Consider the following 15,987-nt stretch of genomic DNA (forward strand, 5'->3'; position numbering starts at 1 on the left):
TTTATTACACTTCCAGGTAGTTCAGTATACCGTCAGCCGCTTTACGACCTTCGGCAATCGCCGTTACCACAAGGTCAGATCCGCGAACGATATCACCACCGGCGAAGATTTTTGGATTGCTGGTCTGGAACGCATTGTCGCTGCCTTCTGGCGCAATAATGCGGCCCTGTGAATCCAGCTCAACGCTGTGCTTCGCCAGCCACTCCATGCTGTGAGGACGGAAACCGAACGCCATTACCACCGCATCGGCCGGGATCACATGTTCGGAGCCTGCGACGATCTCCGCGCGACGACGGCCTTTTGCATCCGGCGCGCCCATCTCGGTACGCGCCATCTTCACGCCGCTTACTTTGCCGTTAGCATTCACTTCAATACCAAGAGGCTGGATGTTGAACTGGAACTCGACGCCCTCTTCACGCGCGTTCTTCACTTCGCGTTTAGAGCCCGGCATATTCTCTTCGTCACGACGATAGGCGCAGATCACGTGTGCCGCATTCTGACGAATGGAGGTACGCACGCAGTCCATTGCGGTATCACCGCCGCCCAGCACCACCACGCGTTTGCCTTCCATGCTGACGAACGGCTCGTCGGCAGTTTCGCCGTAGCCCATGATTTGCTTAGTGTTGGCGATAAGGAACGGCAGGGCATCATACACGCCTGGTGCCTCTTCGTTTTCCAGACCACCGCGCATCGACTGATAGGTGCCCACGCCGAGGAACACGGCGTCGTAATCCTTCAGCAGATCGTCGAGCTGCACGTCGCGGCCCACTTCCACGTTCAGCTTGAACTCGATGCCCATGCCGGTAAAGATTTCACGGCGGCGGGTCATCACCTCTTTCTCCAGCTTGAAGGCCGGGATACCGAAGGTCAGCAGACCGCCGATCTCCGGATGACGGTCAAAGACCACCGCCTTCACGCCGTTACGGGTCAGGACGTCCGCGCAGGCCAGGCCAGCAGGGCCTGCACCGATAATCGCCACACGCTTGTCGGTTTGACGCACGCCGGTCATATCCGGGCGCCAGCCCATCTCAAACGCTTTATCGTTGATATAGCGCTCAATATTACCGATGGTCACCGCGCCAAACTCGTCGTTCAGCGTACAGGAACCCTCGCACAGACGGTCCTGCGGACACACGCGGCCGCACACTTCCGGCAGGGTATTAGTCTGGTGAGAGAGCTCGGCGGCTTCAAAAATACGTCCTTCGTTAGCCAGCTTCAGCCAGTTCGGGATGTAGTTATGTACCGGACATTTCCATTCACAGTAAGGGTTACCGCAGGACAGGCAGCGGTCTGCCTGCGCTTTGGCCTGGCCTTCTGAAAACGGCTCGTAGATTTCTACAAATTCAATTTTACGGATCTTCAGCGGTTTCTTTGGCGGATCAACACGCTGCAGGTCGATAAACTGGTATACGTTCTGGCTCATCTGAATTCCTTACTGCGCCTGCACGCGCAGCTCTGCTGCGCTACGACTACGGTGACCCAACAGGGCTTTAACATCGCTGGACTTCGGCTTAACCAGCGCGAATTTCGCAGAGAACGCCGGCCAGTTAGCCAGGATCTCTTCGCCGCGCGAAGAACCGGTATGCTGCACGTGTTCGGTAATTAAGCCGCGCAGGTGTTCTTCGTGGATGGCCAGCGTATCAACGTCCAGCACTTCCACCAGCTCCGGGTTCACGCGTTTGCGGAACTCGCCGTCTTCATCCAGGACGTAAGCAAAACCGCCCGTCATGCCAGCGCCGAAGTTCACGCCGGTTTTACCCAGGACGCACACAATTCCGCCCGTCATGTATTCACAGCCGTTATCGCCAATGCCTTCCACCACGGTGATAGCACCGGAGTTACGCACCGCAAAACGCTCACCCGCACGGCCCGCGGCAAACAGACGACCGCCGGTCGCGCCGTAAAGGCAGGTGTTACCGATGATGCTGGCCTCATGACTGCGGAATGCCGAACCGACCGGAGGACGCACCGCCAGCAGACCACCCGCCATGCCTTTCCCGACGTAGTCGTTGGCATCGCCGGTAAGGATAAGCTCAACGCCGCCGGCGTTCCACACGCCGAAGCTCTGACCCGCCGTACCGCTGAAGTGCGCGGTGATCGGATCCGCTGCCAGCCCCTGATCGCCGTGCGTTTGCGCGATGTAGCCGGAGAGCGATGCGCCCACGGAGCGGTCGGTATTGCGGATATCAAACCAGAACGTTTTGCTCTGCTTCTCATCAACATACGGCTTCGCCTGCTGCAGCAGCTGCGCGTTCAGCACGCCGTTGTCGAACGGCGGGTTTTTCTCGGTGCAGTAGACCGCTTTGCCTGGGTGCGGCTGCGCGGTTTCCAGCAGCTTGCTCAGCTCAAGCTTCTGCTGCTTCGCCGTGAAGCCTTCCAGCTCTTTTAGCAGGTCGGTACGGCCAATCAGATCCACCAGACGCTTCACGCCCAGCTGCGCCATCAGCTCGCGGGTTTCACGGGCGATGAAGTCAAAGTAGTTGGTCACCTTGAACGGCAGGCCGTGATAGTGGTTCTTACGCAGCTTCTCGTCCTGGGTTGCAACACCGGTTGCGCAGTTGTTCAGGTGGCAAATACGCAGGTATTTACAGCCGAGCGCGACCATCGGGCCGGTACCGAAGCCGAAGCTTTCCGCGCCCAGAATCGCTGCCTTGATGATGTCGAGGCCGGTTTTCAGGCCGCCGTCCACCTGCAGACGGATCTTGTGACGCAGGCCGTTAGCGACCAGCGCCTGCTGGGTTTCCACCAGACCAAGCTCCCACGGGCAACCCGCGTATTTCACGGAAGAGAGCGGGCTTGCGCCGGTACCACCGTCGTAGCCAGCAATGGTGATCAGATCCGCATAGGCTTTTGCTACGCCGGTCGCAATGGTGCCGACGCCCGGCTCGGAAACCAGCTTCACGGAGATCATCGCTTTCGGGTTGACCTGCTTCAGGTCGAAAATCAGCTGCGCCAGATCCTCGATAGAGTAAATATCGTGGTGCGGCGGCGGGGAGATCAGCGTCACTCCCGGTACCGAGTAGCGCAGTTTGGCGATGTACGGGGTGACTTTATCACCCGGCAGCTGGCCGCCTTCGCCCGGTTTAGCACCCTGAGCGACTTTAATCTGAATGACGTCGGCGTTAACCAGGTACGCAGGCGTTACGCCAAAGCGACCGGATGCCACCTGCTTGATACGCGACACTTTGTTGGTGCCGTAGCGCGCCGGATCTTCGCCACCTTCGCCGGAGTTCGAGTTGCCGCCGATGCTGTTCATGGCTTCCGCCAGCGCTTCGTGGGCTTCCGGGCTCAGGGCGCCGATTGACATCGCCGCGGTATCGAAGCGTTTAAACAGCTCAGAGGCAGGCTCAACGTCGTCGATGCTGACAGCCTCGTCACCCGGGTTCAGGGCAATGAGATCGCGCAGCGTCGCCGCCGGACGGTTGTTTACCAGCTCAGCGTACTGCTGATAATCGCTGTATTCGCCGCTCTGCACCGCCTGCTGCAGCGTGCGCACCACGTCCGGGTTGTAGGCGTGATACTCGCCGCCGTGAACGTATTTCAGCAGACCGCCCTGATCCAGCGGCTTACGTGCCAGCCAGGCGCGTTTAGACAGGTTCACCAGATCCTGCTGGAAGTCAGCAAAACCGGCGCCGCCGATACGGCTGATCACGCCCTGGAAGCAGAGGTTGGCCACATCGTCATGCAGACCCACCGCTTCAAAAAGCTTCGAGCAGCGGTAGGAGGCGATGGTCGAGATGCCCATTTTGGACATGATCTTGTACAGGCCTTTGTTGATGCCGTTACGGTAGTTCAGCATCACCGCGCGGTAATCTTTGTCGATGGCGCGGGTATCCACCAGGCGGGCCAGCGTTTCGTAGGCCAGGTACGGGTAGATCGCCGTGGCGCCAAAGCCTAACAGCACGGCAAAGTGGTGCGGATCTCGGGCGCTCGCGGTTTCCACGATAATGTTGGCGTCGCAGCGCAGGCTCTTATCCACCAGACGCGTCTGGATAGCGCCTACCGCCATTGGCGCAGGCACCGGCAGACGATTTTTTGCGATATTGCGATCGGACAGCACCAGCAGAACGGTACCGTTACGTACCATCTGTTCGGCTTTGTCGCACAGCGCGTTTACCGTCTCTTCGAGGCTGGTTTCGGTCACGTCGAACGTAATGTCGAGCGTATCGGCACGGTAGTGCTCCTCGGTCATGGTGGTGAGCTGTTTGAAGTCAGAGTAAAGCAGGATCGGCGACTTAAAGGTCAGACGGTGCGCCTGGCCTTCGGCTTCGCAGAAGACGTTCATTTCGCGGCCGATGCTGGTGGCCAGCGACATGACGTGGGCTTCACGCAGCGGATCGATCGGCGGGTTGGTTACCTGCGCAAACTGCTGGCGGAAGTAGTCGTAAATAATACGCGGCTGGCTTGAAAGCACGGCAAACGGGGTATCGTCACCCATGGAGCCGACCGCTTCCTGGCCGTTTTCACCCAGAACGCGGATAACCGAGTCCAGCTCTTCCGCGCTGTAGTTGAACTGCTTCTGGAAGCTCGCAAGCGTATCGTCGTCCATTTCACGGCTGCCCACCTCTTCGTCCGGCAGATCTTCAAACGGCACCAGGCGACGCACGTTCTTCGCCATCCACTCTTTGTATGGATGACGGCTTTTCAGATCGTTATCGGTTTCCGCAGAGTGCAGAATACGGCCGCCGCGGGTATCGATAACCATCAGCTCGCCCGGACCGACGCGGCCTTTCTCAACTACTTCGTCAGGCTGATAATCCCAGATCCCCACTTCAGAGGCGCAGGTAATGAGCTTATCTTTGGTGATCACGTAGCGCGCCGGGCGCAGGCCGTTACGGTCCAGGTTACAGGCCGCGAAGCGACCGTCGGACATGACGATGCCCGCCGGACCGTCCCACGGCTCCATGTGCATGGAGTTAAAGTCGAAGAACGCGCGCAGCTCCGGATCCATGTCCGGGTTATTCTGCCAGGCCGGTGGCACCAGCAGACGCATCGCGCGCACGATGTCCATCCCGCCTGCCAGCAGCAGCTCCAGCATGTTATCCATGGAGCTGGAGTCAGAGCCGGTTTCGTTCACGAACGGCGCGGCATCGTGCAGGTCCGGGATCAGCGGGGTCTGGAACTTATAGGTACGGGCACGGGCCCACTGGCGGTTACCGGTGATGGTGTTGATTTCGCCGTTGTGCGCCAGATAGCGGAACGGCTGAGCCAGCGGCCAGCGAGGTACGGTGTTGGTGGAGAAGCGCTGGTGGAACAGGCAAATGGCCGATTCCAGACGCAGGTCCGCCAGGTCCAGGTAGAAGCGCGGCAGATCGGCCGGCATACACAGACCTTTATAGATGTTCACCAGGTTCGAGAGGCTACAGACGTAGAACTCTTTATCGTCCTGAAGACGTTTTTCAATGCGGCGGCGGGCGATGAACAGACGGCGTTCCATATCACGCGGACGCCAGCCCGCAGGCGCGTTAACAAAAATCTGTTCAATACGAGGCAGCGAGGAGAGGGCGATTTCACCGAGTACCCCTTCGTTAGTTGGCACATCGCGCCAGCCGACAATGGACAGGGTTTCACGCTGAAGTTCTTCTTCGACGATGCGGCGTGAGGCGGCCGCTTTTTCAGGATCCTGATTCAGGAACAGCATGCCGACAGCGTAGTTTTTGGCTAAACGCCAGCCGCGCTCTTCCGCCACGATGCGGAAGAAACGATCGGGTTTTTGCAGCAGCAGGCCGCAACCGTCGCCGGTTTTACCATCGGCAAGGATGGCGCCACGGTGCTGCATACGGGCCAGTGCGTGAATAGCGGTACGCACCACCTTGTGGCTAGGTTCGCCTTCTATGTGGGCGATCAGGCCGAAACCACAGTTATCCTTCTCAAGGGATTTATCGTACAACATATCAGTGAACCTCCCCAGGCTCGTCGGGCTTCCCACTGAACGTAACCGTGGCGCACAGGCACAGAAAGAGCGTGGCGACGGGGCTGGCGTTTCATACGCGGACCTCGCATTCGCCCTCTTTTTCATCCTTTCGCGCAGGTAAACAAGTTTGAGGACTTGCTTCAGAGGGAATCTCAATTACTGCATAAATATGATGAGCAGGCCGCTCATCCAGAAAGCTTCCAGCGGATTTCCAACTTATCGGGAATTGGTACACAGGTCAAATGGCAATCTTATTTATACAAAATTGTGCTAAAGAGTATTTATACTATTGATTTAAAAAGATATTTAACTATTTTTACAAGCGCTGAAAGCGTTGGGAAGCGACTGAAGAGTGTGATCTGACTCACTGTATGAAAGCGGTATTATCGATGCAGCGTGCTGAAATGCTGATTTATAGCAGAATAATACGCTGGTGATCTGTTCGGACCCGCATAAAATCACTGTTTTTGAGTGTTGGCGCTATAAATGAAAAAAACAATCAGAACATAAGGAAAAGTAATTACGTGCTGGGTGAATTAAATCTCGGTTATCGTGATTATTTATTCATATAGATAAAGGCCGTCCAGGGCGATTGATCCAGGTCATCGCCGACGGAGGCTAAAAATGGCAGGCTTGTCCCCTTTCTTCGGGACGGTCTATCAGATTATGCAGTTACAGAAATTAGTCAATATGTTTGGTGGGGATCTTTTGCAGCGCTATGGGCAAAAGGTTCATAAGCTGACGCTGCACGGCGGCTTTAGCTGTCCGAACCGCGATGGCACCATCGGACGTGGCGGCTGTACGTTCTGCAACGTGGCCTCGTTTGCGGACGAGGCCCAGCAGCATAAATCCATCGCGGAGCAGCTCGCGCATCAGGCCAGCCTTGTAAACCGTGCAAAGCGGTATCTGGCCTATTTCCAGGCCTATACCAGCACATGGGCGGAAGTGCAGGTGCTGCGTTCGATGTATCAGCAGGCGGTTGCTCAGGCGAACATTGTCGGGCTGTGCGTCGGTACGCGCCCGGACTGCGTGCCCGACGCGGTGCTGGATTTACTCAGCGAGTATAAAGAGCAGGGCTACGAGATTTGGCTGGAGCTGGGCCTGCAGAGCGCGCACGACAAAACCCTGCACCGTATTAATCGCGGCCATGATTTTGCCTGCTACCAGCGCACCACGCGCCTCGCCCGCGCGCGTGGGCTAAAAGTCTGCTCGCATCTGATAGTCGGCTTGCCCGGCGAAGGGCAGCAGCACGGCCTTGAGACGCTGGAAAAAGTCGTTGAGACAGGCGTGGACGGTATCAAGCTGCATCCGCTGCATATCGTGAAGGGCAGCACAATGGCGAAAGCGTGGGAAGCGGGGCGCTTAAGCGGCATTGAGCTCGACGACTATACCGCGACGGCGGGGGAGATGATTCGCCACACGCCGCCGGAGATTGTTTACCACCGACTCTCAGCCAGCGCGCGCCGCCCAACGCTGCTGGCACCGCTCTGGTGCGAGAACCGCTGGACGGGAATGGTAGAGATCGACCGCTATCTGCATGAGCACGGCGTGCAGGGGTCGGCGCTGGGAAGGCCGTGGGTTCCTCGTCTACCGTCGACGGCCGCCTAACAGGCTTCCCAGCATGCCGCGCACAATCTGATTCGTGACCTGCCGCGCTGCGCTCTTCGCCATGGTTTGCACCACGCCATCGCGCTTGCCGCCGCGCGGTCCGGTGGTGCCAAACAGAATGTCTTTTAGCCCGCCGAGAATGCCGTCATCCACGGCGACAGACTGCCCTTTGGCCGCGGGAGCATCCTGGGCATCTGTAGTTGCCTGCACCCCTTTTTGCAGCATCTCAAACGCGGACTCGCGATCCACCTCGTCTTCATACTTTCCGTAAACGGGGGAGTGGTTAATCAGGCCGTTGCGTTCGTCATCAGTGACCGGGCCCATGCGTGAACAGGGTGCTATCACCATCGCACGTTCCACAACGGTTGGGCTGCCCTTCGCGTCCAGGAAGGAAACCAACGCTTCACCGGTGCCCAGCGCCTGAATCTCGGCTTCGGTATCAAACGCCGGATTGGCGCGCATGGTTTGAGCGGCGGCTTTGACGGCTTTCTGATCTTTGGGAGTATAGGCGCGCAGGGCGTGCTGCACTCGGTTACCCAGCTGTCCCAGCACGTTGTCAGGAATATCGGACGGGTTTTGCGACACAAACCAGACACCGACGCCTTTGGAACGGATCAGGCGAATAACCTGCTCAATTTTGTCCAGCAACACCTGCGGCGCATCGTTGAACAGCAGGTGCGCTTCGTCAAAGAAGAACACCAGCTTTGGCTTCTCAAGATCGCCTGCCTCAGGCAGTTGCTCATAGAGCTCGGAGAGCATCCACAGCAGGCTGGCAGCGTAAAGCTTCGGCATTTGGTAGAGCTTCTCTGCCCTCAGGATATTGATGATGCCTTTGCCGCTGCTGTCGGTGCGCATCCAGTCTTTGATGTCCAGCATGGGCTCGCCGAAGAAGTGCTCGGCACCCTGCTGCTCCAGCGTCAGTAACCCACGCTGAATGGCGCCGACTGAGGCGCTGCTGATATTGCCGTACTGGTTCTGGAACGATTTAGCGTTATCGCCGATATACTGGGTAATGGCCCGCAGGTCTTTGAAATCGAGCAGCAGCAGACCCTGGTCATCGGCAATGCGGAAGATAATATTCAGCACGCCGGACTGCACGTCGTTGAGGTTCAGGAGACGGGCCAGCAGCAGCGGACCGAGATCGGAGACGGTGGCGCGCACCGGGTGACCTTTTTCACCAAAGATATCCCATAGCACTACCGGATTGCCGTGCGGCGTCCAGTCCGTGACGCCGATGTTTTTCAGGCGTTCGAGCAGTTTTTCCGACGCCGTACCCGCCTGAGCCACCCCGGTTAAATCGCCCTTCACGTCAGCCATAAAGACCGGTACGCCAGTCTCCGACAATGACTCCGCCAGCTTTTGCAGGGTGACGGTTTTCCCCGTCCCGGTTGCGCCTGTGATCAGGCCATGACGGTTTGCCATTGCGGGCAGTAAAAACAGCTCTTTTTCCAGCGTCCTGGCGATTAACAATGGTGTACTCATGATGCACGTCCTCTCGTAGTCCTGGGTGGAGTATAGGCAACCTGACGGCGAAATGTCTGCGTAAATTCCTTACTTTGCGGCGCATTATCCAGTGCGGACTATGCTTTTGCATACGGTAAACAAATTTTTGGGAAACTATGTCCAGATTCTTTTTTAACGACCGCAAACAGCTTGTCAACGATGCCATTGAAGGCATACTCCTCTCCGCGCCGCACGGTAATCTCGTCAAACTTGAAATCGATCCGGCCATCCGCGTAGTGGCGCGCGGCGACTGGGATAAAAGCCGCGTAGCGGTCATCTCCGGCGGTGGTTCCGGTCACGAACCGGCACATGCGGGATTCGTCGGTAAAGGGATGCTTACGGCGGCAGTGTGTGGCGATCTGTTCGCCTCTCCGAGCGTGGATGCGGTGCTGAACGCCATCGTTGCGGTCACGGGCGACCGTGGCTGCCTGCTGATCGTGAAAAACTATACCGGCGACCGTCTTAACTTTGGTCTGGCCGCTGAAAAAGCCAAACGCTATGGCCTGAAAGTGGAGATGGTTATCGTGGCGGATGACATCGCCCTGCCGGACAACAAGCAGCCGCGCGGCATCGCGGGAACCGCGCTGGTGCACAAGATTGCCGGGTACGCGGCAGAGCAGGGGAAATCGTTAAGCGAAGTGCGGGATATTGCGCAACAGGCCTGCGATAACCTCTGGAGCCTGGGGGTGGCGATGCAAACCTGCAACCTGCCGGGTAGCGATGAAGAAGAAGGAAGGATCAAACAGGGCCATGTGGAGCTGGGGCTGGGCATTCACGGCGAGCCTGGGGCATCCGTGGTGGATACGCAGAACAGCAGGGCGATTATCGACACGTTAATCACGCCGCTGAAGGCCCAGGCGGGAACGGGGCGCTTTGCGGTACTGATCAATAACCTCGGCGGCGTGTCGGCGCTGGAGATGGCTTTGCTGACCAAAGAGCTGGCGCACTCGGCGCTGAAAGACGAGATTGCGTGGCTGATTGGCCCCGCGCCGCTGGTCAGCGCGCTGGATATGAAAGGCTTTTCGCTGACGCTGCTGAAGCTTAACGATTACTTCGAAAAGGCGATCCGCTCCGAGGTAGAAACGCTGGGCTGGCAGAAACCCGTCGCGTTTGCGCCGCTGCGAACCGTCCCGCATAGCGCCATCCACGACCGCGTGGAATACGCCCCGTCGGACAATCCGCAGGTGCGGGCATACGTTTCCGCGGTGACGAAGACGCTGAGCCAGCTGGAAAACCGCCTGAATGCGCTGGATGCGAAGGTCGGCGATGGCGATACCGGCTCTACCTTTGCGCAAGGCGCGCGGGATATTGCGCAGCGTCTTGAGGAGAACGCCTTTCCTCTTAACGAGGTATCGACGTTACTCCTGCTGGTGGGCGAGCGGCTGGCAACCGTAATGGGCGGATCGAGCGGCGTATTAATGTCGATCTTCTTCACGGCGGCCGGGCAAAAGCTTCATGACGGACAATCGCTTGCGGATGCGCTGCTGAGCGGGCTGGCGCAAATGAAGCAGTATGGCGGGGCAGATCTCGGCGATCGCACGCTGATCGACGCGCTGCAGCCAGCGCTTGAGGCGTTGCAGAAAGGCGATGTTCAGGCAGCAGCGCAGGCGGCGCAGCAGGGGGCGGAGTCAACGGCGAAAATGGAGAAAGCCGGTGCGGGGCGCTCGTCGTATGTGAACAAAGAGAATCTGGACGGCGTGATGGACCCGGGGGCGGTTGCGGTGGCAGAGGTGTTTAAGGCCATGGTGGAAGCAAAACGGTAACAGCCGTTACCGTTTTTAGTGTTTGCACCCTCTCCCACAGGGAGAGGGTTGGGGCGAGGGCTCCAGGCCGCACATACCCCAGCACCGTCAGATTAAAAATCCGCTTTCAACACCACGCGGTAACGGGCTTTACCGTCACGCACGTGCTGGATGGCTTCATTGATTTTTGACATGGGATACAGCTCGGTGGTTGGCGCCACTTTAGTGCGTCCGGCAAACTTCATCAGCTTGCGCAGTTCGTATGGCGTACCGGTTGCAGAGCCGGATACGCTGCGATCGCCGCCGATCAGGGTAAATGCCGGAACCGGCAGCGGCTTCATCACCGCACCTACGGTGTGGAAGTTACCGCCATAGGCCAGCGCTTCAAAGTACGGCTGCCAGTTAAGATCGACGTTCACGGTGTTGATGATCAGATCGAACTGTCCCGCCAGCGCGTTCAGCGCGTCAGGATCGCGGCTGTTCACCACTTTATCCGCGCCCATCGCCAGCACTTCTTGCTCTTTCGCCGGGTTAGAGCTGAACGCAGTAACTTCACAGCCCATCGCATGCAGCAGCTTGATGGCGATATGGCCCAGTCCGCCAATACCAATCACGCCTACGCGGCTGGTGGCGGTGACGTGGTGCATCAGCAGCGGTTTAAAGACGGTAATACCGCCACACAGCAGCGGGCCGGCGGATTCAATATCGATGCTCTCCGGCAGCGGGATAACCCATTGCCAGTCGGCGCGCAGCTTATCGGCAAAGCCGCCCTTGTTCAGAATGGTAGGAACAGCGCCTTCCGTGCAGTTAACCTGATTACCGCTGATACAGGCGTCGCAGTGGCCGCAGCTGCGTGCCGTCCAGCCAATGCCCACGCGCTGGCCAACCTTCAGCCCTTTGTCCTGCGCGGCGCTACCGAGCGCTGCAACGCGGCCAATGACTTCGTGACCGGCAACCAGCGGATAGCTGGAGAAGCCCCATTCGTTGTCGATCATGGAGAGATCGGAGTGGCAGATCCCGCAGTAATCAACCTGTACCTCGACGTCTTCCGCTTTTAGTTCGCCCGCATCATATTCGTACAGCTCAAGCTCTGCACCCGCCTGCGGTGCGGCGTAGCTTTTTATCTTCGACATCGCGTTTCCCCTGTTTTGGTGTGAACTGTGAGTGTAGAGCATTCAGTTTACAGCCGCTTAACAGAAGAGGGCAGGAACAAAATTTACAGACTTTTCAGCATTCTGACTTCGCAGTCGACGTGGCCAGTGCAGCCCAGCGGCGCATCGATATGCTCAAAGCCGAGACGTTCATACAGGCCAATGGCCTCTTTAAGGAAGGCGGTGGTTTCGAGGTAACAGCGTTTAAAGCCCTGCGAGCGCGCCTGTTCCAGGGCAACCAGCGCCAGCTTTTTCGCCAGGCCTTGGCCGCGTATCGTCGGCAGGAAATACATTTTCTGTAGTTCACAGATATCCGGCTCGCTGCAAAGCAGTGGCGCGATGCCGCCGCCGCCCACCACCCGGCCGTCCTGCTCGATGACCCAGTAAGCATGGCCTGGCTGGCTATAAAGCTGGAAAAGTTCGTCCAGATTAGGATCGGCTACGGTATAGCCTTTGTCTGCGGTCAGGCCATATTCGGCAGAGACCGTGCGGATAACGGCGGCGATTGACGGGTTGTCTTGCACAGCGATCCGACGCATTGTCGTCGCGACGGGGGTAATCACGCTCATAGCATTACTCATGACAAAAATTGACACACAGCTGCTGTTAATAGCACCGCAGGAAGGGGAGTGCAAGCGAGGAGTTTTCAGGAAGAAAACCCCTTACGCCCTGAAGCGTAAGGGGTAAAGCATTACAGGGCCGCGATCACGGCCTGCTGCTCGATCAGTTTGGTTTTCGCATCGGCGAAGGCAACCAGGCGCTCACGCTCTTTGGCGATGACCGCTTCCGGCGCGCGGGCCACAAAGCCTTCGTTCGCCAGCTTGCTTTCGATTTTGCCAATTTCTACATCGACTTTCGCCACTTCTTTCGCCAGGCGAGCCAGCTCAGCGTCTTTGTCGATGAGGCCTGCCATCGGGATCAGCAGCTCGGCGCCGTCGATGATTTTGGTTACGGAAACCGGACCTTTGTCATCCGCAGGCAGCACGGTGATGCTTTCCAGACGCGCCATGGTTTTCAGGAAGGTGTCGTTCTCGTTTACCCGACGAACGGCAGCCTCGCTGCAGCCGCGCAGCAGCAGCTCAAGCGGTTTACCTGGCGCGATGTTCATTTCAGCACGGATGTTACGTACCGCAACGATTGCCTGTTTCAGCCACTCGGTGTCCGCTGACGCGGCTTCGTCGACTTTCGCCGCATCGAATTCCGGGAACGGCTGTAGCATGATGGTATCGGCGTTGATGCCGGCGATCACCTTCACGCGCTGCCAGATGGTTTCGGTGATGAATGGAATGACCGGATGCGCCAGGCGCAGCAGACCTTCCAGAACGGTAATCAGCGTGTTGCGCGTGCCGCGCAGCTCTGCTTCAGAACCGCCGTTCATCACCGGCTTCGCCAGCTCCAGATACCAGTCACAGAACTGGTTCCAGGTGAATTCGTACAGGATGCCCGCCGCGATGTCGAAGCGGTAGCTGTCCAGCGCGTCGCGGAACGCTTTCACCGTCTGGTTAAATTCCGCCAGGATCCAGCGGTCTGCCAGAGACAGCGTCATTTCGCCGCCGTTAAAGCCGCAGTCCTGATCTTCAGTGTTCATCAGCACGAAGCGGCTGGCGTTCCACAGCTTGTTACAGAAGTTACGGTAACCTTCCAGACGCTTCATGTCCCAGTTAATGTCGCGGCCGGTGGAGGCCAGCGCCGCCAGGGTGAAGCGCAGGGCGTCGGTACCGTGAGCCTCAATACCGTTCGGGAACTGCTTCTCGGTGCGCTTGCGGATTTTATCAGCCAGCTGCGGCTGCATCATGTTGCCGGTACGTTTTTCCAGCAGATCTTCCAGAGAGATACCGTCAACCATATCCAGCGGGTCAATAACGTTACCCTTGGATTTGGACATCTTCTGGCCTTCATCGTCACGGATCAGACCGGTCATGTAGACGGTGTGGAACGGAACCTGCGGTTTACCGTCTTCGTCTTTAATGAAGTGCATGGTCATCATGATCATGCGGGCGATCCAGAAGAAGATGATGTCGAAGCCGGACACCATTACGCTGGTTGGGTGGAACTGACGCAGCGCGTCGGTGTTCTCTGGCCAGCCGAGGGTTGAGAAGGTCCACAGCGCGGAGGAGAACCAGGTATCCAGCACGTCTTCGTCCTGACGCAGCGCCACGTCGGCACTCAGGTTATTTTCCTGACGCACTTCGTTTTCACTGCGGCCAACGTAAACGTTGCCTTCGTTGTCGTACCATGCCGGGATACGGTGACCCCACCACAGCTGACGGGAGATACACCAGTCCTGAATATCGCGCATCCAGGAGAAGTACATGTTTTCGTACTGCTTCGGCACGAACTGAATGCTGCCGTTCTCAACCGCTTCCACGGCCGGTTTTGCCAGCACGTCGGCACGTACGTACCACTGGTCAGTCAGCATCGGCTCGATCACCACGCCGCCACGGTCGCCGTACGGCACGGTCAGATCGTGAGGTTTGATCTCTTCGAGCAGGCCGAGCGCGTCAACGGCGGCCACGATGGCTTTACGCGCGGCAAAGCGCTCCAGCTTCTGGAACTCAGCCGGAATGTCGCTTGAGTAAACGTCGGATTCGTTGCCTTTGGTGTCGTACACTTCTGCGCTTTCACGGATATCGCCGTCGAAGGTCAGAATGTTGATCATCGGCAGGGCGTGGCGGCGACCCACTTCATAGTCGTTGAAGTCGTGCGCCGGGGTGATTTTCACGCAGCCGGTGCCTTTTTCCATGTCGGCGTGTTCGTCGCCCACAATCGGAATACGGCGGTTTACCAGCGGCAGCACCACAAATTTGCCGATCAGATCTTTATAACGCGGATCTTCCGGGTTGACGGCCACGCCGGTATCGCCCAGCAGGGTTTCCGGACGAGTGGTCGCGACGACCAGGTAATCTTTACCGTCTGCGGTTTTTGCGCCGTCGGCCAGCGGATAGCGGATGTGCCACATGGAGCCTTTAGACTCGCGGTTTTCCACTTCCAGGTCAGAGATCGCGGTGCGCAGTTTCGGGTCCCAGTTTACCAGGCGCTTGCCGCGGTAAATCAGGTCTTCTTTGTACAGACGGACAAAAACTTCTTTCACGGCATTGGAAAGGCCTTCGTCCATGGTGAAGCGCTCGCGCTCCCAGTCCACGGAGTTGCCAAGGCGGCGCATCTGACGGGTAATGGTGCCGCCGGATTCCGCTTTCCACTGCCAGATTTTATCGATGAACGCGTCGCGACCGTAGTCGTGGCGGGTTTTACCTTCTTCAGCGGCAATTTTACGCTCAACCACCATCTGGGTTGCGATACCCGCGTGGTCGGTCCCCGCCTGCCACAGGGTGTTTTTGCCCTGCATGCGCTGGTAGCGGATCATGGTGTCCATGATGGTCTGCTGGAAAGCATGCCCCATATGCAAACTGCCGGTGACGTTCGGCGGCGGGATCATGATGCAGAAGGACTCTTTGCTTTCGTCGCCGTTAGGCTTGAAATAGCCCTGCTGTTCCCAGTGCTCGTAAAGCGGCTGTTCGATATCGCGTGGGTTATATGTCTTTTCCATTATTTCCAGGTTGCCGTATTCAGGTTAAAACCGGCCAGGCGGTACGCTTTATAGCGTTCGCGCGCCAGCTGTTTCAAAGTTTCTTCGTAAGGGACAAAGTCTACCACTTCTGTGAAAGCGGTGGCAAAATCTGCAAAGTCTGTGCGCAGGCTAATGAGAATGTCGCGCGCGCTGCTGTTGCGCTTTTGCGGCCAGGCGATTTCAACCGGCGCTCCGCCGCGCGGACCTTCGCCCGACAGGTTATGCGGAACAAAACTCTCCAACGGGCGCGCCCATAGCGCTTCATCAAGGCGAATCGCCTGCTGCTCATCTTCACAGGCAATCAACACGCGTTTACCCGCGCGCCAACGTTCTGCGGCAATTTCACACACCAGCTGTTCTACGGCGCTGAGGCCGTCCTGATGGGTGTCGTTGTCCAGAAGGTAGAACGTTGCATTCTTCATATGTGGGGCTTCTTGTGCTCATTTTAAATGCTTAAGCCGGGCGGCGGCTGCGCCTTACCCGGCCTACGGTTTACTGCCG

At 57.9% G+C, this 15,987-nt stretch carries 9 protein-coding genes; 2 read left to right on the top strand and 7 right to left on the bottom strand.

Going from position 1 to position 15,987, the window contains the following annotated elements:
• Positions 1 to 4: 4 nt before the first annotated feature.
• Together gltD and gltB are read right to left on the bottom strand one after the other, a co-directional pair.
• Positions 5 to 1,423 carry a glutamate synthase subunit GltD gene (gene gltD / locus IM304_RS18645; RefSeq protein WP_176609372.1) on the bottom strand — a complete coding sequence of 473 codons (1,419 nt, stop codon included), beginning with the start codon at positions 1,421 to 1,423 and terminating at the stop codon, positions 5 to 7.
• 9 nt (positions 1,424 to 1,432) lie between these two features.
• Positions 1,433 to 5,893, bottom strand: coding sequence for a glutamate synthase large subunit (gltB, locus tag IM304_RS18650; protein WP_148422346.1), 4,461 nt, complete (start codon positions 5,891 to 5,893; stop codon positions 1,433 to 1,435).
• A gap of 687 nt (positions 5,894 to 6,580) precedes the next feature.
• Here gltB and IM304_RS18655 point away from each other — a divergent pair.
• Entirely contained in the window at positions 6,581 to 7,522 is a 942-nt protein-coding gene (locus IM304_RS18655; protein WP_193355887.1) for a TIGR01212 family radical SAM protein, read from the top strand.
• Here the strand turns inward: IM304_RS18655 and IM304_RS18660 are convergent.
• Positions 7,502 to 9,004 (bottom strand): helicase HerA-like C-terminal domain-containing protein, encoded by a 1,503-nt coding sequence (locus IM304_RS18660; protein WP_193355870.1) that lies wholly within the window; start codon positions 9,002 to 9,004, stop codon positions 7,502 to 7,504. The two genes, IM304_RS18655 and IM304_RS18660, sit on opposite strands and share 21 nt — an antisense overlap.
• Before the next feature lie 137 nt (positions 9,005 to 9,141).
• On the opposite strand from IM304_RS18660, the gene IM304_RS18665 reads away from it, so the two are divergent.
• Complete coding sequence (locus tag IM304_RS18665) at positions 9,142 to 10,788, top strand: glycerone kinase (RefSeq protein ID WP_193355871.1); 1,647 nt, start codon at positions 9,142 to 9,144, stop codon at positions 10,786 to 10,788.
• Between the two features lie 92 nt (positions 10,789 to 10,880).
• Here the strand turns inward: IM304_RS18665 and IM304_RS18670 are convergent, their stop codons facing one another.
• The 4 genes from IM304_RS18670 to holC all read right to left on the bottom strand — a co-directional run bounded on the left by IM304_RS18670 (position 10,881) and on the right by holC (position 15,908).
• Positions 10,881 to 11,900 (bottom strand): NAD(P)-dependent alcohol dehydrogenase, encoded by a 1,020-nt coding sequence (locus IM304_RS18670; protein WP_148418297.1) that lies wholly within the window; start codon positions 11,898 to 11,900, stop codon positions 10,881 to 10,883.
• Positions 11,901 to 11,983: 83 nt separating this feature from the next.
• Positions 11,984 to 12,487 (bottom strand): GNAT family N-acetyltransferase, encoded by a 504-nt coding sequence (locus IM304_RS18675; protein ID WP_148418298.1) that lies wholly within the window; start codon positions 12,485 to 12,487, stop codon positions 11,984 to 11,986.
• Between the two features lie 122 nt (positions 12,488 to 12,609).
• The gene (locus IM304_RS18680; protein ID WP_193355872.1) at positions 12,610 to 15,465 is read right to left on the bottom strand and encodes a valine--tRNA ligase; all 2,856 of its coding nucleotides are present in this window, start codon (positions 15,463 to 15,465) and stop codon (positions 12,610 to 12,612) included.
• Entirely contained in the window at positions 15,465 to 15,908 is a 444-nt protein-coding gene (holC, locus tag IM304_RS18685) for a DNA polymerase III subunit chi (protein WP_193355873.1), read from the bottom strand. The genes IM304_RS18680 and holC overlap by 1 nt, the downstream gene beginning before the upstream one ends.
• Between the last annotated feature and the right edge of the window lie 79 nt (positions 15,909 to 15,987).

It is taken from the genome of Enterobacter cloacae complex sp. P40C2 (genome assembly GCF_014930695.1).
GTDB classification, from domain to species: Bacteria; Pseudomonadota; Gammaproteobacteria; order Enterobacterales; family Enterobacteriaceae; genus Enterobacter; species Enterobacter pasteurii.

Bases quoted from the DNA above. Each gene is read 5' to 3' on its own strand.
- gltD (WP_176609372.1), bottom strand. From the start codon at position 1,423: ATGAGCCAGAACGTATACCAGTTTATCGACCTGCAGCGTGTTGATCCG.
- gltB (WP_148422346.1), bottom strand. From the start codon at position 5,893: ATGTTGTACGATAAATCCCTTGAGAAGGATAACTGTGGTTTCGGCCTG.
- IM304_RS18655 (WP_193355887.1), top strand. From the start codon at position 6,581: ATGCAGTTACAGAAATTAGTCAATATGTTTGGTGGGGATCTTTTGCAG.
- IM304_RS18660 (WP_193355870.1), bottom strand. From the start codon at position 9,004: ATGAGTACACCATTGTTAATCGCCAGGACGCTGGAAAAAGAGCTGTTT.
- IM304_RS18665 (WP_193355871.1), top strand. From the start codon at position 9,142: ATGTCCAGATTCTTTTTTAACGACCGCAAACAGCTTGTCAACGATGCC.
- IM304_RS18670 (WP_148418297.1), bottom strand. From the start codon at position 11,900: ATGTCGAAGATAAAAAGCTACGCCGCACCGCAGGCGGGTGCAGAGCTT.
- IM304_RS18675 (WP_148418298.1), bottom strand. From the start codon at position 12,487: ATGAGCGTGATTACCCCCGTCGCGACGACAATGCGTCGGATCGCTGTG.
- IM304_RS18680 (WP_193355872.1), bottom strand. From the start codon at position 15,465: ATGGAAAAGACATATAACCCACGCGATATCGAACAGCCGCTTTACGAG.
- holC (WP_193355873.1), bottom strand. From the start codon at position 15,908: ATGAAGAATGCAACGTTCTACCTTCTGGACAACGACACCCATCAGGAC.